Source organism: Streptomyces sp. NPDC051217, assembly GCF_044455465.1.
In the GTDB taxonomy this organism is placed as follows: Bacteria; Actinomycetota; Actinomycetes; order Streptomycetales; family Streptomycetaceae; genus Streptomyces.
Window position 1 is genome coordinate 678,091 of sequence record NZ_JBITEV010000003.1, and the last position, 23,697, is coordinate 701,787.

The 23,697-nt window shown below is 69.7% G+C and carries 24 protein-coding genes and 1 pseudogene; 7 read left to right on the forward strand and 18 right to left on the reverse strand.

The window, feature by feature from the left end:
* Window positions 1-2: 2 nt before the first annotated feature.
* The 4 genes from rdgB to ACIBBB_RS11200 all read right to left on the reverse strand — a co-directional run bounded on the left by rdgB (window position 3) and on the right by ACIBBB_RS11200 (window position 2,218).
* On the reverse strand, window positions 3-605 hold the full coding sequence (gene rdgB / locus ACIBBB_RS11185; RefSeq protein ID WP_398980719.1) for an RdgB/HAM1 family non-canonical purine NTP pyrophosphatase: 603 nt from the start codon (window positions 603-605) through the stop codon (window positions 3-5).
* Between the two features lie 33 nt (window positions 606-638).
* On the reverse strand, window positions 639-1,022 hold the full coding sequence (locus ACIBBB_RS11190) for a hypothetical protein (protein ID WP_398980720.1): 384 nt from the start codon (window positions 1,020-1,022) through the stop codon (window positions 639-641).
* Window positions 1,023-1,123: 101 nt separating this feature from the next.
* Window positions 1,124-1,861, reverse strand: coding sequence for a ribonuclease PH (gene rph, locus ACIBBB_RS11195; protein WP_398980721.1), 738 nt, complete (start codon window positions 1,859-1,861; stop codon window positions 1,124-1,126).
* Between the two features lie 123 nt (window positions 1,862-1,984).
* Window positions 1,985-2,218, reverse strand: coding sequence for a glucose PTS transporter subunit EIIB (locus ACIBBB_RS11200; RefSeq protein WP_189106937.1), 234 nt, complete (start codon window positions 2,216-2,218; stop codon window positions 1,985-1,987).
* A 203-nt stretch (window positions 2,219-2,421) separates the two neighbouring features.
* On the opposite strand from ACIBBB_RS11200, the gene ACIBBB_RS11205 reads away from it, so the two are divergent.
* Both ACIBBB_RS11205 and ACIBBB_RS11210 read left to right on the forward strand, forming a co-directional pair.
* On the forward strand, window positions 2,422-3,702 hold the full coding sequence (locus ACIBBB_RS11205) for a PTS transporter subunit EIIC (protein WP_398980722.1): 1,281 nt from the start codon (window positions 2,422-2,424) through the stop codon (window positions 3,700-3,702).
* Between the two features lie 320 nt (window positions 3,703-4,022).
* A complete protein-coding gene (locus ACIBBB_RS11210) occupies window positions 4,023-5,285 on the forward strand; it encodes a PTS transporter subunit EIIC (RefSeq protein ID WP_398980723.1) in 1,263 nt (420 codons plus the stop codon).
* A gap of 91 nt (window positions 5,286-5,376) precedes the next feature.
* Here the strand turns inward: ACIBBB_RS11210 and ACIBBB_RS11215 are convergent, their stop codons facing one another.
* Window positions 5,377-6,129 (reverse strand): MBL fold metallo-hydrolase, encoded by a 753-nt coding sequence (locus ACIBBB_RS11215; RefSeq protein ID WP_398980724.1) that lies wholly within the window; start codon window positions 6,127-6,129, stop codon window positions 5,377-5,379.
* 211 nt (window positions 6,130-6,340) lie between these two features.
* Here ACIBBB_RS11215 and ACIBBB_RS11220 point away from each other — a divergent pair, with 211 nt between their 5' ends.
* Window positions 6,341-6,826: a type II toxin-antitoxin system PemK/MazF family toxin gene (locus ACIBBB_RS11220; RefSeq protein ID WP_398980725.1), complete on the forward strand. Its 486-nt coding sequence runs from the start codon at window positions 6,341-6,343 to the stop codon at window positions 6,824-6,826.
* A gap of 25 nt (window positions 6,827-6,851) precedes the next feature.
* On the opposite strand, the gene ACIBBB_RS11225 is transcribed toward ACIBBB_RS11220, so the two are convergent.
* From ACIBBB_RS11225 to clpS, 8 genes are all read right to left on the reverse strand, one after another.
* On the reverse strand, window positions 6,852-7,994 hold the full coding sequence (locus ACIBBB_RS11225; protein ID WP_398980726.1) for a hypothetical protein: 1,143 nt from the start codon (window positions 7,992-7,994) through the stop codon (window positions 6,852-6,854).
* A gap of 119 nt (window positions 7,995-8,113) precedes the next feature.
* Window positions 8,114-9,064, reverse strand: coding sequence for a PLP-dependent cysteine synthase family protein (locus tag ACIBBB_RS11230; RefSeq protein ID WP_398980727.1), 951 nt, complete (start codon window positions 9,062-9,064; stop codon window positions 8,114-8,116).
* Window positions 9,064-9,381 carry a MoaD/ThiS family protein gene (locus tag ACIBBB_RS11235; protein WP_398980728.1) on the reverse strand — a complete coding sequence of 106 codons (318 nt, stop codon included), beginning with the start codon at window positions 9,379-9,381 and terminating at the stop codon, window positions 9,064-9,066. The genes ACIBBB_RS11230 and ACIBBB_RS11235 overlap by 1 nt, the downstream gene beginning before the upstream one ends.
* Window positions 9,382-9,473: 92 nt before the next feature.
* Window positions 9,474-9,587 carry a putative leader peptide gene (locus ACIBBB_RS11240; protein WP_354608293.1) on the reverse strand — a complete coding sequence of 38 codons (114 nt, stop codon included), beginning with the start codon at window positions 9,585-9,587 and terminating at the stop codon, window positions 9,474-9,476.
* 198 nt (window positions 9,588-9,785) lie between these two features.
* The gene (locus tag ACIBBB_RS11245; protein ID WP_398980729.1) at window positions 9,786-10,199 is read right to left on the reverse strand and encodes a Mov34/MPN/PAD-1 family protein; all 414 of its coding nucleotides are present in this window, start codon (window positions 10,197-10,199) and stop codon (window positions 9,786-9,788) included.
* 127 nt (window positions 10,200-10,326) lie between these two features.
* A complete protein-coding gene (locus tag ACIBBB_RS11250) occupies window positions 10,327-11,793 on the reverse strand; it encodes an amino acid permease (protein WP_398980730.1) in 1,467 nt (488 codons plus the stop codon).
* Window positions 11,794-12,119: 326 nt separating this feature from the next.
* Window positions 12,120-12,707, reverse strand: a complete 588-nt coding sequence (locus ACIBBB_RS11255) for a DUF2017 domain-containing protein (protein ID WP_398980731.1) — start codon at window positions 12,705-12,707, stop codon at window positions 12,120-12,122.
* Complete coding sequence (gene clpS, locus ACIBBB_RS11260) at window positions 12,707-13,012, reverse strand: ATP-dependent Clp protease adapter ClpS (RefSeq protein ID WP_398980732.1); 306 nt, start codon at window positions 13,010-13,012, stop codon at window positions 12,707-12,709. Before clpS ends, ACIBBB_RS11255 begins: the two co-directional genes overlap by 1 nt.
* A 165-nt stretch (window positions 13,013-13,177) precedes the next feature.
* Between clpS and ACIBBB_RS11265 the strand changes: the two genes are divergently transcribed.
* Window positions 13,178-14,533 carry a nicotinate phosphoribosyltransferase gene (locus ACIBBB_RS11265; RefSeq protein ID WP_398980733.1) on the forward strand — a complete coding sequence of 452 codons (1,356 nt, stop codon included), beginning with the start codon at window positions 13,178-13,180 and terminating at the stop codon, window positions 14,531-14,533.
* A 148-nt stretch (window positions 14,534-14,681) separates the two neighbouring features.
* Window positions 14,682-15,269, forward strand: coding sequence for an isochorismatase family protein (locus tag ACIBBB_RS11270; protein WP_398980734.1), 588 nt, complete (start codon window positions 14,682-14,684; stop codon window positions 15,267-15,269).
* Window positions 15,270-15,647: 378 nt separating this feature from the next.
* Here the strand turns inward: ACIBBB_RS11270 and ACIBBB_RS11275 are convergent.
* Window positions 15,648-15,953 (reverse strand): annotated as a pseudogene (locus ACIBBB_RS11275) (hypothetical protein); the annotation flags it as partial.
* Window positions 15,954-16,077: 124 nt separating this feature from the next.
* A complete protein-coding gene (locus ACIBBB_RS11280; RefSeq protein WP_398980735.1) occupies window positions 16,078-18,489 on the reverse strand; it encodes an immune inhibitor A domain-containing protein in 2,412 nt (803 codons plus the stop codon).
* Between the two features lie 398 nt (window positions 18,490-18,887).
* On the opposite strand from ACIBBB_RS11280, the gene ACIBBB_RS11285 reads away from it, so the two are divergent.
* Window positions 18,888-19,175, forward strand: coding sequence for a hypothetical protein (locus ACIBBB_RS11285; protein WP_398980736.1), 288 nt, complete (start codon window positions 18,888-18,890; stop codon window positions 19,173-19,175).
* Here the strand turns inward: ACIBBB_RS11285 and ACIBBB_RS11290 are convergent.
* Entirely contained in the window at window positions 19,161-19,868 is a 708-nt protein-coding gene (locus ACIBBB_RS11290) for an RDD family protein (protein ID WP_398980737.1), read from the reverse strand. The two genes, ACIBBB_RS11285 and ACIBBB_RS11290, sit on opposite strands and share 15 nt — an antisense overlap.
* A gap of 113 nt (window positions 19,869-19,981) precedes the next feature.
* Window positions 19,982-21,565, reverse strand: a complete 1,584-nt coding sequence (locus tag ACIBBB_RS11295; RefSeq protein ID WP_398980738.1) for an RDD family protein — start codon at window positions 21,563-21,565, stop codon at window positions 19,982-19,984.
* Between the two features lie 231 nt (window positions 21,566-21,796).
* On the opposite strand from ACIBBB_RS11295, the gene ACIBBB_RS11300 reads away from it, so the two are divergent.
* Window positions 21,797-22,273 (forward strand): SsgA family sporulation/cell division regulator, encoded by a 477-nt coding sequence (locus tag ACIBBB_RS11300; protein ID WP_398980739.1) that lies wholly within the window; start codon window positions 21,797-21,799, stop codon window positions 22,271-22,273.
* A gap of 3 nt (window positions 22,274-22,276) precedes the next feature.
* Here the strand turns inward: ACIBBB_RS11300 and ACIBBB_RS11305 are convergent, their stop codons facing one another.
* A complete protein-coding gene (locus tag ACIBBB_RS11305) occupies window positions 22,277-23,695 on the reverse strand; it encodes an FAD-binding oxidoreductase (protein WP_398980740.1) in 1,419 nt (472 codons plus the stop codon).
* Window positions 23,696-23,697 lie beyond the last annotated feature (2 nt).

Genomic DNA, 23,697 nt, shown 5'->3' on the forward strand with positions numbered 1-23,697 from the left:
TGTCAGCCCAGCAGCTCCCGCACCGCCGGTACCAGTGCGCGGAATGCCTTGCCCCGGTGGCTGATCGCGTTCTTCTCCGCCGGGGTCAGTTCCGCGCAGGTGCGGGTGTCGTTGTCCGGCTGGAGGATCGGGTCGTAGCCGAAGCCTCCCGTGCCCGACGGGGTGTGGCGCAGGGTGCCGTGGAGCCGGCCCTCGGCCACCCGTTCCGTACCGTCCGGGAGCGCGAGGGCCGCCGCGCAGGCGAAGTGGGCCGCGCGGTGCGGGGGCGTGATGTCGGAGAGCTGGGCCAGGAGCAGGGCGAGGTTGGCCGGGTCGTCGCCGTGGGTGCCTGACCAGCGGGCCGAGAAGATGCCGGGGGCGCCGCCGAGGACGTCGACGCAGAGGCCGGAGTCGTCGGCGACGGCCGGGTGGCCGGTCGCGCGGGCCAGGGCGTGCGCCTTGAGCAGAGCGTTCTCGGCGAAGGTGACGCCGGTCTCCTTGACGTCCGGGATGTCGGGGTAGGCATCCGCGCCGACGAGGTCGTGGGTGAGACCGGCGTCGGCGAGGATCGCCCGGAGTTCGGTGATTTTCCCGGCGTTGCGGGTGGCGAGGATCAGGCGCGTCATGCGTCGATTATCCGCCCGAGGCCGGGTGGTCCGTTACGGGGTGCAGACCTTGCCGATCTCGGTGGCCGCGTCCGTCACGGGGCTGAGGTCGGGGCTGGCGTCACCGTTCTCGATGGACTCGCGGACGGTGCCGACGCCGGTGGTGAGTTCGTCGACGGCCTTGCTGAGGTCCGCGTTGTCGGTCTTGTCCTGGAGCTTGTCGAGCTCGGTGTCGATGTCGTTCAGGGCCTCTTCGGCCTGCGTCGGGTCGTCCGCCGCGGTGGAGACCGCCTGCTGGAGCTTGTCCACGCTGGTGGCTATGGCGTCGGCGGTCTGGACGCAGTCGAGTGCCTTGTCGAGTGCGCCACAGCCGGCCGCTCCGGTGAGCGTGAGCAGGACGGCGGCTATGGTCACCGCGGTGCGTCGGCGCGAGGCCATGGGTCGGTTCCCTCCCTTGGTGCGGAAGGGCGTACGGGCAAGTCCGTACGCCCCTGAGTCGCGACTGTAACGACGCCGCACCGGCGCACTTGGTTGCTTCTTTACCTGTCGAGGGCTTCTTCGAGCACCGCGGTCTGGAGGATGGCGAGTTCGGCGCAGCCGCTGGTGGCGAGGTCGAGGAGGGTGCCGAGTTCCTTGCGGTCGAAGGGCTCGGCCTCGGCGGTGCCCTGTACTTCGACGAAGCGGCCGTCGCCGGTGCAGACGACGTTCATGTCGGTGTCGGCGCGCACGTCCTCCTCGTAACAGAGGTCGAGCAGGGGCGCGCCGTCGACGATGCCGACGCTGATCGCGGAGACGGTCCCGGTGATGGGCACCCGGCCGGCCCTGACGATCTTCTTGGCCCTGGCCCACTCGACGGCGTCGGCGAGGGCGACGTACGCGCCGGTGATGGCGGCGGTACGGGTGCCGCCGTCGGCCTGGAGGACGTCGCAGTCGAGGACGATCGTGTTCTCGCCGAGGGCCTTGAAGTCGATGACGGCGCGCAGCGAGCGGCCGATCAGGCGGGAGATCTCGTGGGTGCGTCCGCCGATCTTGCCGCGTACGGCTTCGCGGTCACCGCGGGTGTTGGTGGAGCGGGGCAGCATCGAGTATTCGGCGGTGACCCAGCCTTCGCCGCTGCCCTTGCGCCAGCGCGGGACGCCTTCGGTGACGGAGGCGGTGCAGAAGACCTTGGTGTCGCCGAAGGAGACGAGTACGGATCCTTCGGCGTGCTTGCTCCATCCGCGTTCGATGATGACGGGGCGGAGCTGTTCGGGGGTGCGGCCGTCGATTCGGGACATGGGTGTGAGCCTAACCGGACCCGACGACAGACCCGAGTTCCGGTTCCCCGCCGTACGTACGGTGGTTGTCCGGATCGGGTCCCTCGGCCGCGCGTCGGTGACTGGGTCCTCGGATCGCTCAGTTCACATCATGTCTTCGATGTCGGCGGCGATCGGGTCGGCGTCCGTACCGATGACAACCTGGATCGCGGTGCCCATCTTGACGACCCCGTGCGCGCCGGCGGCCTTCAGCGCGACCTCGTCGACCTTGCCCGGGTCCACGACCTCGGTACGGAGGCGGGTGATGCAGCCCTCGACCTCTTCGATGTTCTCGATTCCGCCGAGCCCGGCGACGATCTTCTCAGCCTTGCTGGCCATGTCCTGCTCCCTGCTGTCCAAGGGGTGATGTCCCGGTTCACCGTGGGTCCGATTTTTCACGTTAACGCACAGTTGGCCCATCTTCACGGGCGGGTAACCGACCCATACCGAAAGATAACGGTCACCAGTGGTACGCCCTCCGGGGCCCGGCCTCGGGAGCGTATCGCAGCTGGTCTACACCACTGTGCCACGGGAGGACGCTGATGAGTTCGACGGGTGCCGACGCGTCAGCCCTCCCCCCGGTGCCCCGGCGACGATGGTGGAACGGCCTCTTCCAGGGGCTCCAGAAAGTCGGGCGCAGCCTCCAACTGCCGGTGGCCGTGCTGCCCGCGGCGGGTCTGCTGGTCAGCCTGGGCAATCTCTTCGACGCGTATCTGCACGGCGCCTTCTGGGACAGGACGACCAAGGTCTTCCTCCAGGGGGGCAACGCCATCCTGGACGGGAGCTTCGGTCTGCCGCTGCTCTTCTGCATCGGCGTCGCGATCGGCTTCGCCAAGAAGGCGGACGGATCCACCGCGCTCGCCGCCGTCGTGGGCTTCATCGTCTACCACAACGTGCTGGTGGCGTTCCCCGCCGACGGCACGGTCACCGACGAACTGCCGGAGGGCAACCCGCAGAACCCGGGTGTGCTCGGCGGCATTCTGATCGGTCTGCTCACCGCGGTGGTCTGGCAGCGTTTCCACCGTACGAGGCTGGTGGACTGGCTCGGCTTCTTCAACGGCCGTCGCCTGGTGCCGATCCTGATGGCGTTCCTGGGGGTGATCCTCGGGGTGGCGTTCGGGCTGCTGTGGCAGCCGGTGGGTGACGGGCTGACGTCGTTCGCGAAGTCGCTGATCGATCTGGGCGCGTGGGGCGCGGGCATCTTCGGTGTCGCGAACCGGCTGTTGATCCCGATCGGTATGCACCAGTTCCTGAACACCTTCTTCTGGTTCCAGGCGGGCGAGTTCACGACGAAGGACGGGACCGTCGTGCAGGGCGACCTGACCCGGTTCTTCGCCCAGGACCCGACGGCGGGGCAGTTCATGTCGGGGTTCTTCCCGATCATGATGTTCGGCCTGCCGGCCGCCGCGCTCGCGATCGCGCACTGCGCGCGGCCGGAGCGGCGGAAGCAGGTGACGGGTCTGATGGTCTCGGTCGCGCTGACGTCGTTCGTGACCGGTGTGACAGAGCCCCTGGAGTTCTCGTTCATGTTCGCCGCGCCGCTGCTGTACGGGCTGCACGCGCTGCTGACGGGTGCGTCGTTGGCGATCACCTGGGCGCTGGGGGTGCACGCGGGCTTCAGCTTCTCGGCGGGCCTGATCGACTATGTCGTCAACTGGCATCTGGACACGAAGCCTTGGCTGATCATTCCGATCGGGCTCTGTTTCGCGGTCGTGTACTACGTGATCTTCCGGTTCACGATCACGAAGTTCAACATCCCGACCCCCGGGCGTGAGCCGGAGGACGTGGAGAAGGAAGTGGAGAAGGAGAACACGGAGAGGTGAGCGCGGCAGGGCCCCGCCCACCGCCGTAATCGGGGAGCGCACAGCACCTCGGACGAACACCGCGAGGACCCCCGGGCCACCTTGGTCCGGGGGTCTTTTCGCGCGCCCGCCGGACACCCTCCGCCACGCGCTCACAGCAGGAAGCGCCGAGTCCGGATCGAAAGATTACGAAGGTTCCTTATTCAACCCCCACCATGCTACAACTGGTCTACACCACTCATAGGTGTAGACCACACGGCCTCGCGCCGTGTTTCCCCCGGGTCGCCGCCACTCCCCGTCTTCCCTGCTCACGGCAGTGCCTTGTCTTCTGGAGGAAGTTGATGTCCACGGCCAGCGCCGCCCCCGCGGCTCCGAAAAAGGGCTCCGGCGTGATGTCCGTCATGCAGCGCATCGGCCGCAGCCTCATGCTGCCGGTCGCCGTACTGCCCGCCGGTGCTCTTCTGGTACGCCTCGGCAACCCCGACATGCTCGGGCGCGAGTCGTTCCCCACCTTCATCACCAAGATCGCCGGTTACATGGCCGCGGGCGGCGGCGCGATCCTCGACAACATGCCGCTGCTCTTCGCCGTAGGCATAGCCATCGGCTTCGCCAAGAAGTCGGACGGCTCGACCGCGCTCGCCGCGGTCACCGGCTACCTGGTCTTCCAGAAGGTCCTGGCCACTTTCACGGACGGAAACCTGCCGCAGGTCGCGAGCGTCGTCGACGGCAAGATAGTCATGTCGGACGCCCCCGTGAACGCGGGCGTCCTCGGCGGTGTCGTGATGGGCATCGTGGTCGCCCTGCTCTACCAGAAGTTCTACCGGACGAAGCTCCCCGACTGGGCGGGCTTCTTCGGCGGACGTCGTCTCGTCCCGATCCTCTCCGCCTTCGCGGGTCTGCTCATCGGCATCGTCTTCGGTCTCATCTGGCCCGTCCTCGGCGCCGGGCTGCACAACTTCGGTGAGTGGCTTGTCGGCTCGGGCGCGGTCGGCGCGGGCATCTTCGGTGTCGCGAACCGCGCGCTGATCCCGATCGGCATGCACCACCTGCTGAACTCGTTCCCGTGGTTCCAGGCCGGTTCGTACGAGGGCAAGAACGGCGACATCGCGCGCTTCCTCGCCGGTGACCCCTCGGCCGGACAGTTCATGACCGGCTTCTTCCCGATCATGATGTTCGCGCTGCCCGCCGCCTGTCTCGCGATCGTCCACTGCGCCCGTCCGGAGCGCCGCAAGGTCGTCGGCGGCATGATGTTCTCGCTCGCGCTCACCGCGTTCGTCACCGGTGTGACCGAGCCGATCGAGTTCACCTTCATGTTCATCGCGCCGGTGCTGTACGCGATCCACGCCGTGCTGACCGGTGTCTCCATGGCGCTGACCTGGGGGCTGGGTATGAAGGACGGCTTCGGCTTCTCGGCCGGTGCCGTCGACTTCTTCCTCAACCTCGGGATCGCGACCAACCCGTGGGGCCTGGCGCTGGTCGGGCTCTGCTTCGCGGCCGTCTACTACGCGGTCTTCCGCTTCGCCATCGTCAAGTTCAACCTGCCGACGCCGGGCCGGGAGAGCGACGAGGAACTGGCCGAACTCCAGAAGGCCGAGGCCAAGTAGCCTCCGGCGCGACACGAACGCGACGGTGCCCCCTGCCCTTCCCGGCCGGGGGCACCGTCGCGTTCACATCCCGACAGCGGCGCGTCGGCGTTCAGATCTCGTACACCGCGCCAGGCGTGGCCAGTTCGGCCGGTCCGCCGTACTCCGCCCGCGCGTCGCTCAAGTTCCGCTCGGCGTCTGTCCACGGGGGAATGTGCGTGAGGACGAGCCTGCGCGCCCGTGCGCGGGAGGCGTGCTCGCCGGCCTCGCGGCCGTTGAGGTGGAGGCCGGGGATGTCCTCCTTGCCGTAGGTGAACGCGGCTTCGCAGAGGAACAGATCCGTGTCGTGGGCCAGCTCCACCAGGGCCTCGCTGACGCCCGTGTCGCCGGAGTAGGTGAGCGACCTGCCGTCGTGCTCGACGCGGATGCCGAAGGTGTCGACGGGGTGGGCGACCTTCTCCGTACGGACCGAGAAGGGCCCGATCTCGAAGGAGCCCGGCTTGAGCGTGTGGAAGTCGAAGACCTCACTCATGGACTTGTCCGTCGGGGTGTCGGCGTGCGCGGTGGTCAGGCGCTGTTCGGTGCCGTCGGGGCCGTAGACGGGGATGGTGTCGCAGCGTCCGCCGTCGTGGCGGTAGTAGCGGACGACGAAGTAGCCGCACATGTCGATGCAGTGGTCGGCGTGCAGATGGCTGAGGAAGATGGCGTCGAGGTCGTAGAGACCGCTGTGACGCTGCAACTCGCCGAGGGCACCGTTGCCCATGTCGAGGAGCAGCCGGAAGCCGTCGGCCTCTACGAGGTAGCTGGAGCAGGCCGATCCCACGGAAGGGAAGGAGCCCGAGCAGCCGACGACGGTGAGCTTCATGGAGCGTGAACCTCCGTGGCGTGGAAGGGGGGCGACGGGGGTCGTTCGGTCTGTCGAGCGTAAGGCGCTAAAGGGCTGGTCGCTCCTCCACACCGGCCTGTTGTGGGGGAACTCACCTGCTCTGTCACCGGTTCGGGCGGACCCCGCCGCCGGGTGACGGGCCGGGGATCGCACGGCGCCCGCGCGGGGCGGCGACGGTACGGTCTGGGGCATGGACACGTCCTGGTGGGTGGCGCTGATCGTCGTGGTGGTGCTGGCGATGGTCGCCACGGTCGTGGACGGGCGGGGCCGGAGCCCGAGACCTCCGCGCGGGCGCTCCCGGCCGCCGGGCCGGAGGCCCGCCGGGACTAAGCCGGGGACGAAGGCCGGGGGCCGGGCCGGTGGCCGGGGGCCGAAGCCGGGCGAGATCTGGTGGGCGATGGTGCCGTACGAGGACGGAACCGGGAAGAAGGACCGGCCCTGTCTGGTGCTCTCCGTACGGGGCCGCGCGGTGCTGGTCGCGAAGATCACCAGTAAGTTCCATGAGGAGCGCCCCGGCGTGATTCCGCTGCCGCCCGAGGTGCTGGGCGACACGGAGGGACGTCGGAGCTACTTGGAGACGGACGAGTTGCGGAGGGTGGATTCGCGTGCGTTCCGCCGTCGGGTGGGCGCCGCGGATCCGGGGCTCTGGCGACAGGTCCGGCATCTGGCCGGCTGACCCGCGAAGGTCCGCCGGACAGGGCCTAGGGCAGCGGCGCCGTCGGGTACCGCGGCGGGATGTGCGGGTGGGGGACGCGGCGCGTCAGGGCGATGGCCACGAGCATCGCCGCTCCGGCCGCGAAGGAGCTGGTCAGGCTCCAGCCGACGGTGGCGTCCCGGTAGTAGTCGGGGAGCCGGTCGTACTCGACGCCCGCGAGGTCGCGCAGCTGGAGGTACGCGGCGATGCCGAGCAGCGCGAGCGCCGCGCCGCGGGCCGCCGGGGTGTCGCGCAGGAGCAGGACGCCGACGACCAGGAACGCCGCGATGAGCGCGCTGTGGTAGAAGGTGAAGCCCGCCGAAGTCCCGTATCCGCCACGGGCGTTGATGTTGAGCAGTTCGTGCCACCACTCGGAGAATGCGCCCCGGCCGCCGCCCGGCGCGACGGCCTCGTTGAACTCCCGCAAGTTGCGTGCGTACCAGAATCCCTGCACCGCGCCCATGAGGATCAGCAGGACGCCCGCCGCGCGCCGGCCGCCGGTCACGGGCTCGCGAGATACGTCGCGCTCGCGGGCGACCAGCATCAGCGTGATCACGGCCGCGGCGGCGAGGAAGGCGAACACGTAGGTGAGCACGATCAGCGCGCCGTGCTGGGTGGCGAACATGACGTCGCGGTACTCGGTCCTGGTCAGACCGCCGATCTGGCGTGCGCCGACGCCGAGGAGCAGGAACGCGAGGAGCAGCGCCGCGCCGCGTGCGAGGCGGCGCCGGGCGAGGGCGGCGATGCCGACGACGAACAGGGCGACGGTGAAGGCCCATTCGTGGGCGGTGAAGATGAGCAGGGGCCGGGCCGCGTCGTTCATGACGAGGCTTTCGAGGAGCCCGTCCGCGTCGACGTGCACGTTGATCGCCGTGTCGGCGATCCAGGCGCCGAGGACGCAGGCGAAGACGATCAGCAGGATGCCGGAGGCGACGTACGCGCCCAGGTACCGGCGGGCCGCACGGCCGGCTGATTCCGGCGGCGCGAAGGGCTCGGGCGGGCCGAAGCCGGGGGGGCCGTAGCCGGGGGGGCCGTAGCCGGACTGCCCGTAGCCGGAAGGGCTGTATCCCTGGCCGGGGCCGTAGCCGGGCGCGTCGGCGGGGCCACCGGTGTTCCCCGGGCCGCCCGTACCGCTCCAGCGGTCGTCCATCTCTGTCCCCCGTTGTGTCGGTGCGCGTGGATCGACACCGATCGTCACCGTCGGCAACGGTGGTGCGACAGCCCCCGCACGAGGACTGTTGCACCACTGTTGCCCGGCGGCGGAGGGGCTCAGGCCCAGAGCTGGCCCTGAAGCGTCTCGATCGCCTCTTCGTCCGTGGCCGCCGTGTAGACGCCCGTGGAGAGGTACTTCCAGCCTCCGTCGGCGACGACGAAGACGATGTCGGCGCTCTCGCCCGCGGCGACGGCCTTCTTGCCGAGGCCGATGGCCGCGTGCAGGGCGGCGCCGGTGGAGACTCCCGCGAAGATGCCTTCCTGCTGGAGGAGTTGGCGGGTGCGGGTGACGGCGTCGGCGGAGCCGACGGAGAAGCGGCTGGTGAGGACGGACTCGTCGTACAGCTCGGGGACGAAGCCCTCGTCGAGGTTGCGCAGACCGTAGACCAGGTCGTCGTAGCGCGGTTCGGCCGCGACGATCTTGACGTCGGGCTTCTGCTCGCGCAGATAGCGGCCGACGCCCATGAGGGTCCCGGTGGTGCCGAGGCCGGCCACGAAGTGGGTGACGGACGGCAGGTCGGCGAGGATCTCCGGCCCGGTGGTGGCGTAGTGGGCGCCCGCGTTGTCCGGATTGCCGTACTGGTAGAGCATCACCCAGGTCGGGTTCTCGGCGGACAGTTCCTTCGCGACGCGTACGGCGGTGTTGGAGCCGCCCGCGGCCGGGGACGGGATGATCTCGGCGCCCCACATGGCGAGCAGTTCGCGGCGCTCCCGCGAGGTGTTCTCCGGCATCACGCAGATGATTTTGTAGCCCTTGAGCTTCGCGGCCATCGCGAGCGAGATACCGGTGTTGCCGCTGGTGGGCTCCAGGATCGTGCAGCCCGGCGTGAGCCGGCCGTCCTTCTCGGCCTCCTCGACCATGCGAAGCGCCGGGCGGTCCTTGATGGAGCCGGTCGGGTTGCGGTCCTCCAGCTTGGCCCAGATCCGGACGTCCTCCGACGGGGACAGGCGTGGCAGCCGTACGAGGGGGGTGTCGCCGACGACCGCGAGCGGGGAGTCGTACCGCATCAGAGCGCGGGCATGTCGGGCATCGGCATCTCGCGTGCGCCGCCCGCGACGGCGGGGAGGATGGTGACGCTGTCACCGTCCGAGAGCTTGGTGGAGATGCCGTCCAGGAAGCGGACGTCCTCGTCGTTGAGGTAGACGTTCACGAATCGGCGCAACTGATCGCCGTTCTCGGCGTCGACGATGCGCTCGCGGATGCCCGTGTGGCGGGTTTCGAGGTCGGTGAGCAGCGCTGCGATGGTGTCACCGCTGCCCTCGACGGCCTTGGCTCCGTCGGTGTAGGTGCGGAGGATGGTCGGAATACGGACCTCGATGGCCATGGCGTGGGCTCCTGTCGGAAAAGAGGCGTGACGGGCGCGCGGCTCTGCCCCCGCGCGGGGGGTGGTGCTCGGGACGGGCGTCCTGCCGCGGCTCAGGCGGCAGCGCCGGCCGTACACATGGCGCTGGCGAGTCGGCACAGATCGACGTGCAGGCGCGCCACCAGCAGATCGCCTGGTGTCTTGTCGCTCACGTCGTGGGAAACCATGGGGTCATCGTATCGATTCCCGGTCCGCATCCCGGTATGTGATCTCGGATGGTGGACGTTCGGCGTTCGTCAGATGGACGTGGCGGGGGAACCGGCACGCGGGGCGTCGGTGACGCGGGCGGATGGACCACGGTGGGGGCGCCCGTCCGGGGGTGGGGCGTGACCTCGGCCGCCACCTCGTAGACGTCGGCGAGTGTGTCAGACGACTTCTACCTCTTCCTCGGTGACCTTGCCGTCGACGATGCGGTACGAGCGGAACTGGAACGGGCCCATGTCGTCCGTGTCGGCCGTGGAGACCAGGACGTAGTGGGCGAACGGCTCCATGGCCAGGTCGATGTCCCGGCGGGAGGGGTACGCCTCCGTCGCGGTGTGCGAGTGGTAGATGACCACCACGTCTTCGTCGCGCTCGCGCAGCTCGTTGTCGAGCTGCTTGTGCTCGGTGGAGTCGAACTCGTAGAACGTGGGCGAGCGGGCCGCGTTGAGCATGGGGATGAAGCGCTCGGGCCGGTCGCTGCCCTCCGGGCCCGCGATCACGCCGCACGCCTCGTCGGGGTGGTCGGCCCGCGCGTGGGCGACGATCTGGTCGTAGAGCGCCTGGGTGATGGTGAGCATGGATCGAAGGATAAACGGGTGGCCTCCGCTGTTGAGACGCGGAGGCCACCTGATGAGACGTCCGGCGGTGCGCCGGTGAGACGCACCGCCGGAGGGGCTGCCAAAAGCCCCGTCGACCGAGCCCGTGTCAGTCCGAGACCTTCGCGTACTCCGGCTCGTACGGGCCCTCCGGCTCGCCTCCGCCGCCCGCCGGCTCCGGGGCACGGCGCCCCAGCAGTGCCCAGCCGCCGACCAGGAAGACCGCCCAGACCGCGCCGACGTACAGCGAGATGCGGGCGTCGGAGTCGTACGCGATCAGACAGGTCACGAAGGCCAGGAAGACCAGCGCCACCCAGCTCAGCGCCGCGCCGCCGGGGGCCGGGAACGAGGACGCCGGCAGCCGCCCGGCGACCACGGCGGAGCGGTACTTGATATGGCTGATGAGGATCATCATCCAGGTCCAGATACCGGCGGCGGTGGCGACCGAGGTGACGTACAGGAACGCCTTCTCGGGGACGACGTAGTTGAGGACGACGCCGATGCCCATCAGCGCGACGGACGCCGCGATGCCGGCCGCCGGTGTCCGGCGGGCGTTGAGCTTGCCCAGGACCTGTGGGGCTTCCTTGTTGGCGGCGAGGTCGCGCAGCATCCGGCCGGTGGAGTACATGCCGGAGTTGCAGGACGACAGGGCCGCCGTCAGCACCACGAAGTTGACGATTCCGGCGCCGAGCGGGATGCCGATCTTGGCGAAGGCGTGCACGAACGGGCTCTCGCCCTCGGTGAATTCGGTCCACTTCACAACGGCGAGGATGACGGTGAGCGCGCCGACGTAGAAGACGATGATGCGCCAGGGCAGCGTGTTGATCGCCTTGGGGAGCGTCTTCTCCGGGTTCTCGGACTCGCCCGCCGTGACGCCGACGAGTTCGACGGCGAGGTAGGCGAACATCACGCCCTGGAGGGTCATCAGGCTGGAGCCGATGCCGTTGGGGAAGATGCCGCCGTGCTGCCAGAGGTTGCCGGTGGCGGCGGTTTCGCCCGCGTCCGAGAAGCCGAGGGTCAGGACGCCGAGACCGATGACGATCATGCCGATGATCGCGGTGACCTTGACCATCGAGAACCAGAACTCGACCTCGCCGAAGATCTTGACGGAGATCAGGTTGACGCCGAAGAGCACCACGAGGAAGACCAGGGCGCTGACCCACTGCGGGATCGCGGGGAACCAGAAGTGGATGTAGATCGCCGCCGCCGTGAGTTCGGCCATGCCGGTCACGATCCACATGAGCCAGTACGTCCAGCCGGTCACGTATCCGAAGAACGGGCCGAGGAACTCGCGGGCGTACTCCGCGAACGAGCCGGAGACCGGCCGGTAGAGCAGCAGTTCGCCGAGCGCCCGCATGATGAAGAAGATCACCACGCCGGCGAGGGCGTACATCAGGATGATGCTCGGCCCGGCCTTGGCGATGTTCGCGCCGGCGCCCATGAACAGGCCGACGCCGATGGCGCCGCCGATCGCGATCATCTGGACCTGGCGGCTGCCGAGTCCGCGTTCGTAGCCCTCCTCCGAGGTCTTTCCGGAGGGGCTTTCCGAGGTGTTGTCGACCTGTGGGGAGGTCATGGTGATGCGCCCTTTCTCCCTGCCTGTGCCGGTGGTCGTGAAGATTTACCACGGCTCCGGCGGCGATCCACGGAGGTCGCTGTGGCGCGGTCCACAGGAAGAAGCGGACAAATCACTTCCCGAATCGCAAAGGTCGCGGTGGCGGAGACGGGATCGTTATATGGAGTTGAGCGTCCGTTGAGGAAACGGAAGGTATCCGTCCGGAGACCCTGTGAGGGCGCGTGGGAGCGCGGCGGAGACCGTGTGACGGCGTGGCGGAGACGGCGGGGCGCAGACGCCGTGACGCAGACGCCGTGACGCAGACGCCGCGAGGGGCCGTCCCCCCGTCAGGGCATCATCGTCTCGACCAGCGTCTCCTGGAGCGCCCCGAGCCACAGGTACGCCATCACCATCGGCTTGCGCGGGTCGTCGTCCGAGAGCCGGTACAGGCTCTCACCCTCGTCCTCGTCGGAGATATCCAGCCGGTTGCCGATGGTCAGGCGCAGGTCGTTGAGCGCGCCGAGCCAGTGCCGGCAGTCGTCGGGCGCCAGTTTCAGTACGGCCCCGCCCTCACCCGTGGCGGAGAGCGCGTCCAGGGTGCGGACGACGGCGAGGCCGTCCTCGCGCTTGCGGGTCCGCAGGTCGTTCTCGGTGAAGCGCCTGAACTCCGCCGCGTACTCCCGCAGTTCGTCGTCGGTGTCGTCGCCGAAGCCGTACGCGTCCGGGAACAGCCGGGCGAGCGCGGGGTCGGACGGCGGCTTGCTGGGCCCCTCCGCGAAGAGCGCGGCCAGGGGGTCCTCACCCTTGGCCGGTTCCTCGCCGGGGCCGATCAGCTCCAGGAGTTGGACGGCGAGCGAGCGCAGGATGGAGATCTCGACCGCGTCGAGCGCGACGGCTGCGCCACCGCCGCGGATCGGCTCGAACTGCCCGGCCATCAGGCGTGGTCCTGGGAGAGCGTTGCCCACAGGCCGTATCCGTGCATCGCCTGCACGTCGCGTTCCATCTCCTCGCGGCTGCCGCTGGAGACGATGGCGCGGCCCTTCTGGTGGACGTCGAGCATCAGCTTGTGCGCCTTGTCCTTGGAGTAGCCGAAGTACGTCTGGAAGACGTACGTCACATAACTCATGAGGTTGACAGGGTCGTTGTGGACGATCGTCATCCACGGCACGTCAGGTTCCGGGACGGTGAACGTCTCCTCGGCCGACTCGGGAAGTTCGATCTCTGTCGGGGCAACACTCACGGTTCGGGACGACCTTCTTCTCCGCCGGGGGTCCCGGGGTGCGCCCCGGGATGCACAGCCTTAACGACCCCATGCTGCCACCCGGAGGGGTCTGTCGCACAAACGGCGGCCCGAACACCGGTTAGAAATCGTCACTCTGACGAGATCCGCTGTAATATTGTCGGTATGAACTCTGCGGACCTTGAGAAGGGCCTTGCGAAGGACGAGGGCGGCAGGCGGGTCGGTGTTCCGTCGACCGCGCTCTTCACCGATCAGTACGAGTTGACGATGCTCCGGGCCGCGCTGCGGGCGGGGACGGCCGAGCGCCGTTCCGTCTTCGAGGTCTTCACCCGGCGGCTGCCCGAGGGACGGCGCTACGGAGTCGTCGCCGGCACCGGCCGACTCCTCGACGCCGTCGAGAACTTCCGCTTCGACCCGGACGTCATCACCTTCCTGCGCGAGCGGGAGATCATCGACGGGGCGACGCTCGACTGGCTCGCCGACTACCGCTTCAGCGGCGACATCTGGGGCTACCGGGAGGGCGAGGTGTATTTCCCCGGCTCGCCGATCCTGCGCGTCGAGGGCTCCTTCGCCGAGTGCGTGCTGCTGGAGACCGTGGTCCTGTCGATCCTCAACCACGACTCGGCGATCGCCGCCGCCGCGTCCCGGATGTCGTCCGCGGCCGGCGGACGCCCGCTGATCGAGATGGGCGCGCGCCGCACGCACGAACTGGCCGCCGTCGCCGCCTCGCGCGCCGCGTACGTGGGCGGTTTCGACACCACCTCCGACCTGGCGGCCGGGTTCCGTTACGGCATCCCGACGGTGGGCACCAGCGCGCACGCATTCACACTCCTGCACGACAACGAGCGGGACGCGTTCCAGGCGCAGGTCGACGCGCTCGGCAGCGGTACGACGCTGCTCGTGGACACCTACGACGTGGCCGAGGCGGTCCGTACCGCCGTGGAGGTCGCGGGGCCCGAGCTGGGCGCCGTACGCATCGACTCCGGCGATCTGCTGCTCGTCGCGCACCGGGTGCGGCAGCAACTCGACGAGCTGGGCGCGGTGAACACCCGGATCGTGGTCACCTCGGATCTGGACGAGTACGCGATCGCCTCGCTGGCCGCGGCCCCGGTGGACGCGTACGGGGTCGGCACCCAGCTGGTCACCGGCAGCGGGCACCCCACCTGCTCGATGGTGTACAAACTCGTCGCCCGTGCCCACTCCGCCGATCCGAAGGCGCCGCTGCACGCGGTGGCGAAGAAGTCGCTGGGCGGCAAGACGTCGATCGGCGGCCGCAAGTGGGCGGCGCGACGGGTGGACGCGGAGGGCTACGCGGACGCCGAGGTCGTCGGCACCGGCCCGGTGCCCGCCGACCTGCTGGACCGGCAGCTGCTGGTGGAGCTGGTCAAGGGCGGTGAGGTGGTCGCGCGCGAGCCGCTGGACGCGGGGCGCGACCGGCACGTCGCGGCGCGGGCCGGACTGCCCATGTCGGCGGTCCAGCTGTCGCGCGGCGAGCCGGTCATCCCTACCGTCTACATGTGACGTACACGAGGGATGGATGAGGTGTGGAAGGCATGAACGGAGAACCACCGGGAACGCCAGGCTCCGACAGACCGGCCCCCGGCCTGATCGACAAGACACCCCCTAGGCTCAGTGGCCCCCGCCCGCTCCCCACCGAAGGACACCCGTCATGCACCGCGCGTTGATAGTCGTGGACGTTCAGAACGACTTCTGTGAGGGCGGCAGCCTCGCGGTGTCCGGCGGCGCCGACGTGGCCGCGGCCATCACCGATCTCATCGGCCAGACCACCGCCGGTTACCGCCATGTGGTCGCGACGCGTGACCACCACATCGATCCCGGTAACCACTTCTCCACCAGGCCCGACTACGAGCACACGTGGCCGGTCCACTGCGTGGCGGGCACCGAGGGGGTGGGCTTCCACCCGAACTTCGCGCCCGCCGTCGCCTCCGGGTCGATCGACGCGGTCTTCGACAAGGGCGCCTACTCGGGTGCGTACAGCGGCTTCGAGGGCGCCGACGAGAACGGCGTGACGCTCGCGGAATGGCTGAAGGCGCGCGAGGTCACCGAGGTCGACATCGTCGGGATCGCCACCGACCATTGCGTACGGGCGACCGCCCTGGACGCCGCGCGTGAGGGATTCACCACACACGTGCTGCTGGACCTGACGGCGGGCGTCGCCGAGGCGACGACGCAGCGGACCCTGGAGGAACTGCGGGCGGCGGGCGTACGCCTGACCGGCAAGCCGGTCGTGGTCTAGATCCTGTCCGCCGGATCTTCGTGGATCAGCCCGGGGCGGCTGGTGCGGTGCATCGCAAGGCGGAGGATCGTGCTCGTACTGGACGTACTTGGACGAGTCCGACAACGCGGCGAGGTGCCGTGCCAGGCGTCCCGGGCCCACGAAGATCCGCCGGACAGGGGCCCGGGTCCTGTCCGGCGGACAGGACCTGGGTCGGGTCCGCGAAGTAGCGCCGTCCGCCCCCGACCCGGGAGTCGCCCGCTACGCGGCGCTCAGGTCGCTCCCGCTGCCCCTCGGCAGCTCCGAGCGCGGCGGCGTCTGCGGTGCCGGCCGGATGCCCGGCGGTACGCCCCTCGGTACGCCCGTGCGGCCGCCGCGCGGCTCGGCGGACCCGTAGCGCCGAGCGGGGCGCAGCAGGGCCCGTATGGGCTGCCAGAGCTCCTGTGCGCACTCCGGCGTGGCCCGCCAGAGCAGGCCGTCCGGGTGGTGCAGCACCGCCGTGATCTCGTCCGGTGTCGGCGGTTCCGCGTTGCCGCGGAGATAGACGGCGCGCAGCCCCAGATTCCGCAGCCTGGTCAGGGCGCGGGCCCGGTTCATCGCATGGACCAGGATCCGGACCGTACGACCTTCGGTCACCGGGCTGGGCACGGTCAGCGCCACCACCACGGTGCCGTTCGGGAGTCTGCTGAAGCCTCCACCTGCCATATGTCCTCAATCCCCCCGTAAGACGTCGTGTCAATAAGAGTCGGTAGGACGCACCTAAACACGATCGGCCGCCGCCCCGCTAGGGGGCGACGGCCGATCATGGTTTGACCTGCGACGATGTCCGTTACTTGGTCGAGCGGTCCACCTTCACCGTCATCGTGGAGCCACTGAGCGGCTCGCTCACGATGGAGATCTTGGTGTTGGTGTCAGGAACGTCGACAGAACCGGTCGGGTTCTCCTCGTACCAGTAGGTGCCCTTGCGGTCGTCGAAGACCGGCTTGCCCGCCTGGGGAAGGATCCACTGCGCCTTGTCGGCGTTGTGGAGCTGGAACAGGTCGGTCGGGTACTTGCTGAAGGACGAGTCGAACGTCTGGATCTTGTTACGGATCACCGTGCCGTTCGCCCACTTCAGGGGCTTGGCGTGCGCGTCGACCGGCAGGACCAGGCCCTTGCCGGGGTGGACGCTGGTGTTGTTGTCCTTCTGCGAGGTGTCCCAGAGCCAGACCATGAGGCCGTTCTGGTACGCGTAGTGCTCGACCCAGCCGTCCTTCGGCGCCTTGAAGCCGAAGTTGTACGGGCCCGACTTGAGGGTCTCGTCGTAGCTGACGTACTGCCGGTTCTCCGCGATGTAGAACTGGCCGTAGTCCTTGGTGAACGACTCCTCGATGCGCGAGAAGCCCTTCGAGGTCCAGCCCGCGTCGTCCGCCTCGGCGTTGTCGGTGAAGAGCGGGGCGCCGTCGGCGACGACGCTGATCGCGTCGGCCGCGAAGCCCTTGCCGCCGGCGCCGCCGTCCGTCTGGTAGCGGAAGCGGACGTCGATCTTCTTGCCCGCGTACGCGTCCAGCGGGTAGACGAGCTTCTTGTACGCGCCGGACGGACCGGTCAGGGCCGGCTTGTCGCCCGCGTCACGGGTGATGGCCTTGCCGTCGGCGGTGCCGTCGACCGGGGTCCAGTTGATGCCGTCCTCCGACACCTCGGCGTACAGGTAGTCGTAGTTGGCCTCGATGTCCCACCAGCCGTCCAGTTCCAGCGACGCCTTGGCCTTGCCGGTGAGGTCGACGGGGCGGCTCAGGGTGTTCTTGAGGTCGTCACCCATGTCGCTCCACCACTGCTTGGAGCCCTCGGCGGGCTTCACGACAGTCGTGGTGACCGGCTTCTTCGGCAGCTCGACGACGAGCGCCTGCGGGTTCTCCGTGTTGTACTCCGACACGCCCAGCTTGTGGGTCGACGCCGTCGCGGCCTTGGCCTCGTCGTAGTCGAGCCAGCCCAGCTGGAGCTTGTCCCAGGCGGTCATGTCGCCCGGCAGGTCGCCGATCTCGCCCTTGCCCCGGCCGAGCCAGGAACCGGCGGACATCAGGGTCCAGTAGCCGGTGGAGTTCTCGCCGCCCGCGGTGTCGTACAGGTCGGGCAGGCCCAGGTCGTGGCCGTACTCGTGCGCGAAGACGCCGAGTCCGCCGTTCTCCGGCTGCATCGTGTAGTCGCCGACCCAGATGCCGGTCTCACCGATCTGCGCGCCGCCGGACTTGTTCTCCGCGGGGCCCGTCTTGCCGGCGTCCGTGCCGTACGCGTACCAGCGGTGCGCCCACAGGGCGTTCTCGCCCTCGGCGCCGCCGCCGGCCGACTCGTCCTCGCCCGCGTGGACGATCTGGAAGTGGTCGATGTAGCCGTCGGGCTCGTTGAAGTTGCCGTCGGCGTCGAAGTCGTAGCGGTCCCACTCGTCGTAGCTCGCGAGGTCCGCCTTGATCTCGGCGTCCGTGCGGCCCTGGGCCTTCTGGTCGGCGGCCCAGGCGGCGGTGCCGTCGCGTACCGCGTCCCAGACGTTGGCGCAGTTGCTGTCGCCGCAGTAGTTCGAGCCGTAACGGGCCTCGTTGTACCTGACCTTGACCCAGTCGGAGACCTCACCGTCGACCGAGTAGCGGCCGGACGAGGTCTTCTCGTAGTAGGTCTTCAGCGACTCTTTCTGCTGACCCTTGCTGTCCTTGCCCTCACCGAAGTAGAGGTCCTGGAAGTGCTGCTGGTTGTAGTCGGCCTGCCAGGCGGTGGAGTTGTCCACCTTCCGGTCCGGCTCGGCTATCTCGTTGTGCTGCGGGCCGGGCTCGCCGCCGTACTTCTTGATGGGAGCCTCGGGGCCGTCGGCACCGTCCGGGTCGTACGTGGTGGTGTCGTCGACCTCGTCGCCGAACTCCACCAGGATCGTGAATATCTTGTCGGTCTTCTCCCGGCCCAGCTCGACGTACTTCTTGTCGTCGAGCTTCACGACCTGGGAGCCGCCGCGCTTCATGATCTTGGCGTCACCCGAGATCACCTGCTCAAGTGCGGCCTTGCGCTGCTGCTCCTGCTGCTTGCTGAAGGGGCCTTCGAGGTCGTGCTCGACATCGCCCTTCCGCGGCGCCGGATCGCGGCGCTCAATGCTCGCCGGACCTGCTGTGGGGTTGCCCTCGGCCTGGGCCGGGGCGAGCGCCGACGCCGTCGCGGCTGCCGTGGCGAGAGCCACGAGCACCGCGGACGCTCTGATCGCCCGTCGATTGGTGGTCACTTGATGGTGTCCTCTCCCCGCACCCGGAGTCCGCGGACCGGCTGTGTGGGGATCCGCGCGCGGGGTGCGCGTCACAAGTGACGACATTCGACCGGAGTTGAAGGAGAAAAGACAGTCCTTGACTTGCACAGGCCAAGTGCACTATGCACACGTTCCGTTCCGCCATCCGGACGCCCCGAAGACCCGCCAGTGGGCGCATCGATGTGTCATATAGCGGGGGCGCGTGACTCCGTGCGCCCCCCATGCTCCGGCGTCGTGGGTTAGGTCACGCTTACTGTCGGTTCCTGCCGGGCATCCACCGTCGTAGGGTCGTTTGACAGTGCGACTCCGCGCAGACACGCGAGACACCCCCAACACCCCCGAAACCAAACCCGATTGCCCCGAGGGACGGATCAGCCATGCCGCGTCCGACTGCCGCACAGCTTGCCTACGGTTCCGCCACCGTCGTCCTCTCCACACTCGCGATGCTGCTGCTCTCCGGCATCACATCGGTCGTCGGCATCGCGGTGATCGCACTCGTCGCCCTCTGTCTCGGCGTTCTCGTATCGGTGAAGGCGGTGCCGCCGCGCGCTTCGAGGACGGCGCAGCCGGTCCGTACGAGTCCCGCGAGCCACTCCAGCGCCTCTGCCGTCGTCCCGTCGCCGTCCGCCGCCGAGACCCGCGTTCCGGCGTCACTGCGGCGCTGACACCACGACAGTTCTCGCCGCCTTGTCGTGCAGGCCCTGCCGGTAGGGCCGGTCGAGCAGCAGCAGGATCAGCAGGAGCAGCGGCCAGAGGCAGGCGCAGCAGATCAGCGCGGGCAGCCACAGCACGACGGCCCGCAGGAACGAGGCACGGGAGTCGGGCACCCGGCCGTCGTTGAGCATCGCGACACGGATCTTGAAGAGCTTTTTGCCGATGGTCTGGCCGCGCCACTGCGTCATCGCCATGTCGTAGCCGACGTAGGCGATGATCGTGATGATCCGGAAGACCCACTGGCCGCCGCCGTTCATGCCGTTGACCGTGTCGTCCCAGCTGTCGGACTCGTCCGACCAGTGCCGGTAGACGCTGAACGGGATGGCGATCACCGCGAGCGGGATCGCGACGATGATCCAGTCGACGATGCGCGCGAGGACGCGCCTGCCCACGGACGCGAGCGGCGGCATCCCCCGGAGCGGATCGTTCGCGCCGAACGGGTCACCGGGGGGCGGAGGAGCCGATCCGCCGTACGGGTCACCCGGAGGTGGCGGGTTGGCGCCGCCGTACGGCTCACCGTAACGCGGCGGCGTACCGCCACCCGGGGGCGGGCCACCGGGCGGCGGCGTCTCACCTGGCGGCGGCTGCTTGCGGAACGGGTCGTCCTCGGGCGGCTGACCGGGCGGCGGCTGATCGTTGCTCATGGGGGCAGTGCACCGCGCCGCGTGGACGCCCGCAACGGATCACCCGCCGTTCGGGGGAGCCCCCCGGCCACGGGTGACCCGGCGTCATCGCGCGCGTGCCACGCCGCCCCGACTTACCCCGCGACGAAGGTGCGCGCGATCTTGTCGTGCCAGCACTGCCGCCACGGCCGGTCGAAGAAGCACCACAGCACATTGACGATGCCGACCACGAGCACCCCGAGCACGCCGTACACGAGCCAGCGGCGCAGGGCGGAGCCGAAGGACGGGGACTCGAACGACTCGATGTCCCGCACCTCCAGCCCGAACAGTTTCTTGCCGAGCGTCCGGCCCCACTTGGCGGTGGGCAGCGCCTCGTACAGGACACCGATGACCAGCAGCGCGGCGAGCACCCCGCCGAAGTAGCCGGCGGTCGTGCCGTCGATCAGCCAGACGGTGACGGTCTCGCCGGTCTGCTTCGCCGCCTCGACCTTGTCGTCGATGTGCGCGAGCGCCTTGGACACCAGCGGTACGGAGACGGCCCCGACGACCCCCAGCAGAACGACGGTGTCGATCAGCCGGGCGGCGAACCGCTTGCCGAGCCCGGCCGGGCGGGCCGCCGCCTGGGCCTGCGCGGCCCGCAGGAACGGGTCCTCGACCGGCGGCTTCCACGGCACGACCGGCTGCCCGGGGTCGGCCCCGGTGGGAGGCGTCGACGGTGGCTGCGCGAGCTGGTGCACCTGCTGCGCCCAGGAGGCCGAGCCGCCGCCGGGGCCGGGTGCGACCGGGGTGGCGGGGGGCTGCATCGACCGGGAGCCGAGCACGTCGGGCTGCCCCGGGGTCTGGGGCGGCTGGGGGGTGTGGGGCTGAGGGGTGTGGGGCCGGGGCTGGGCAGGCGGGGCGGGTGCCGGGCCGGAGGAGCGGGGCCGCAGGGCGCGCAGCGCCATGGTGCCCTCGGTCTGGCCGGTGCGGCCGGTGGCCTGCCGGCCCCGCGGTACGCCGCCGACCGGGCCGGCGGCGGCGCCGTCGGCGGGCGCCTCGCCGGTACGGGCCTGGCCGCCCTGGCCGCCCTGTGGCTGGCCCTGGCCTCCGCGTCCGGGGCGCGGGACGCGGATCGCGACCGTGCCCTCGTTGCGGGGTGAGTCCTCGTCATCCGCGCCCGGCCCCAGGGACCGTACGCCGGGCAGCGCGCCGCCCGTGGGGTCGGCCGCCGGTTCCGTGGCCTGGCCGGGCACCCGGGGGTCGCGCGTGTCCCGGGCGTACCGGGGGTCCCTGGCGTCTTCCGGTTCCGGTGTGCTCTGCGGGCCCTGCGCGCCCTGTTCGCCGGGCCGGCCGCGGGAGTCCTGCGGGCCGTCGCCCCAGGAGACCCGGGCGTCGCGCTCACCACCGAAGCCGGTCTGCCGCCGGGTGTCCGCCTGCCAGACGGAGGCCGGTTCCTGGCGGGGCTCCTCGGCCGGGTCCTCGTCGAAGAACATCGGCCCCGTCTCCTCGACCGCCGGGGTCGCGGGGGCCGGGGTCCGCCGGGCCGGGGGCGGAGGGGCAGCCGGTGCCGCTCCCTGGGGCGGCTCCGGCATGGCCTCGCCCGCCTGCGGCGCGGGCCGGCTGGTGCCGGGTACCCAGGAGCCGCCGTTCCAGTACCGGACGTATCCGGGGATGGAAGGGTCCGGGTAGTAGCCGGGGGAAGGGCTGCCGTCTCCGGTTGCCGAGGTCGGGGCGCTCATCACCGTGGTCCCGTATCTCTTCGATGGGGCTCAGTTCAAGGGTCCACATCTATCAGACCACCGCATGGCCCAGGACCCATCCAGCCGTTTGGACCTCGATCGGTCACGAAAGAGTCACGGTAGGTCGCGGGAGCAAGTTCTTGCCCGAAGTCGCGTAATGGCGGCGGGAGTCGGCGCTCTCCATCGGTACGGCCCACTCCCGGGCGTCGTACGAGGAAGGAAGCACCTGACATGCACACCGTGGTGGAACGCGAGCTGGAGCTCAATCTGGTGCTCTCGCCCGAGCGCAGCATCCCTGTCCCTGCCAGGCTGACGTACCGCACGGAGGACCCGTACGCGGTGCACATCACCTTCCACATCTGTTCGGACACGCCCGTCAACTGGACGTTCGCACGCGAACTTCTGGTCGAAGGGGTGTTCCGGCCGTGCGGCCACGGTGACGTACGGATCTGGCCCACGAAGGTCGACGGCCGCACCGTCCTGTGCGTGGCGCTCAGCTCCCCCGACGGCGACGCGCTCCTGGAGGCTCCTTCGGCGGCCGTCTCGGCGTGGCTGGAGCGGACGCTGCGGCTGGTGCCCCCGGGCACCGAGACCGACCGGCTGGGGATCGACGCCGGGCTGGCCCGGCTGCTCGCCCCGCTGCCGGCCGACGATCTGTGGCTGCGGAACCCGTGGCCCTCGGACGAGTCCGCGGACGGTGAGTGCTGAGGATCAGAAGAGCTTTCCCGGGTTCAGGAGGTCCAGCGGGTCGAAGGTCTTCTTGATGCCGCGCTGCAACTCCATGCCGACCGGGCCCAGTTCGCGGGAGAGCCACTCCTTCTTCAGGACGCCGACGCCGTGCTCGCCGGTGATGGTGCCGCCCAGTTCCAGGCCCAGCGCCATGATCTCGTCGAACGACTCGCGGGCGCGCCGGGACTCGTCCGGGTCCGAGGCGTCGAAGCAGACGGTGGGGTGGGTGTTGCCGTCGCCCGCGTGGGCGCAGACGCCGATCGTGAGGTCGTACTTGACGGCGATGCGGTCGATGCCCTCAAGGACCTCGGCGAGCCGGGAGCGGGGGACGCACACGTCGTCGATCATCGTGGTGCCCTTGACGGCCTCCAGCGCGACGAGCGCCAGCCGCCGCGCCTGGAGCAGCAGTTCGGACTCGGCGGCGTCGTCGGCGGGGACGACCTCGGTGGCGCCGGCCGCTGTGCAGAGTTCGCCCACGGCGGCGAGGTCGGCGGCCGGGTCGGCGGTGTCGAAGGCGCAGAGCAGCAGCGCCTCGGTGGTCTCGGGGAGGCCCATGTTGGCGAGCGAGTTGACGGCGCGGACGGTGGTGCGGTCCATCAGCTCCAGCAGGGAGGGGGTGTGGCCGCGCTCCATGATCTGGCAGATGGCGTCGCAGGCGGCGGACGCGGAGGCGAACTCGGCCGCCAGGACGAGTTGCTGGGGCGGCGCCGGCTTGAGCGCGAGGACGGCCTTGACGACGATGCCGAGGCTGCCCTCCGAGCCGACGAACAGCCGGGTGAGGTCGTATCCGGCGACGCCCTTGGCGGTGCGGCGGCCGGTGGTCAGGAGGCGGCCGTCGGCGAGGACGACGTCCAGGCCCAGGACGTACTCGGCGGTGACGCCGTACTTCACACAGCACAGGCCGCCGGACGCGGTGCCGATGTTGCCGCCGATGGTGCACGTCTCCCAGCTGGAGGGGTCCGGCGGGTAGTACAGACCGTGTTCGCCGACCGCGCGGGAGAGCACCGCGTTGACGACGCCGGGCTCGACGACCGCGATCCGGTCGACCGGGCTGATCTCCAGGATCTTGTCCATCTTGACGAGGGACAGCACGATGCAGCCGTCGGAGGCGTTGGCCGCGCCCGACAGTCCCGTACGGGCACCCTGCGGCACCACGGGGACGCGCAGGGCCGTCGCCGTGCGCATCACGTGCTGGACCTGCTCGACGGTCCGCGGCAGTACGACCACCGCCGGGGAGCCCGCCTCGCAGAAGCTCGCCATGTCGTTCGCGTAGGAGGCCGTGATGTCGGGGTCGGTGATCAGGGCTTCGGAGGGCAGACCGGCTCGCAGCTGGGCGAGTAGGTCGTCCGTGGCGACGGTGGCTGGGGCGGTGGTGGGCGCGGCCGCGACGAGATCATCCATGA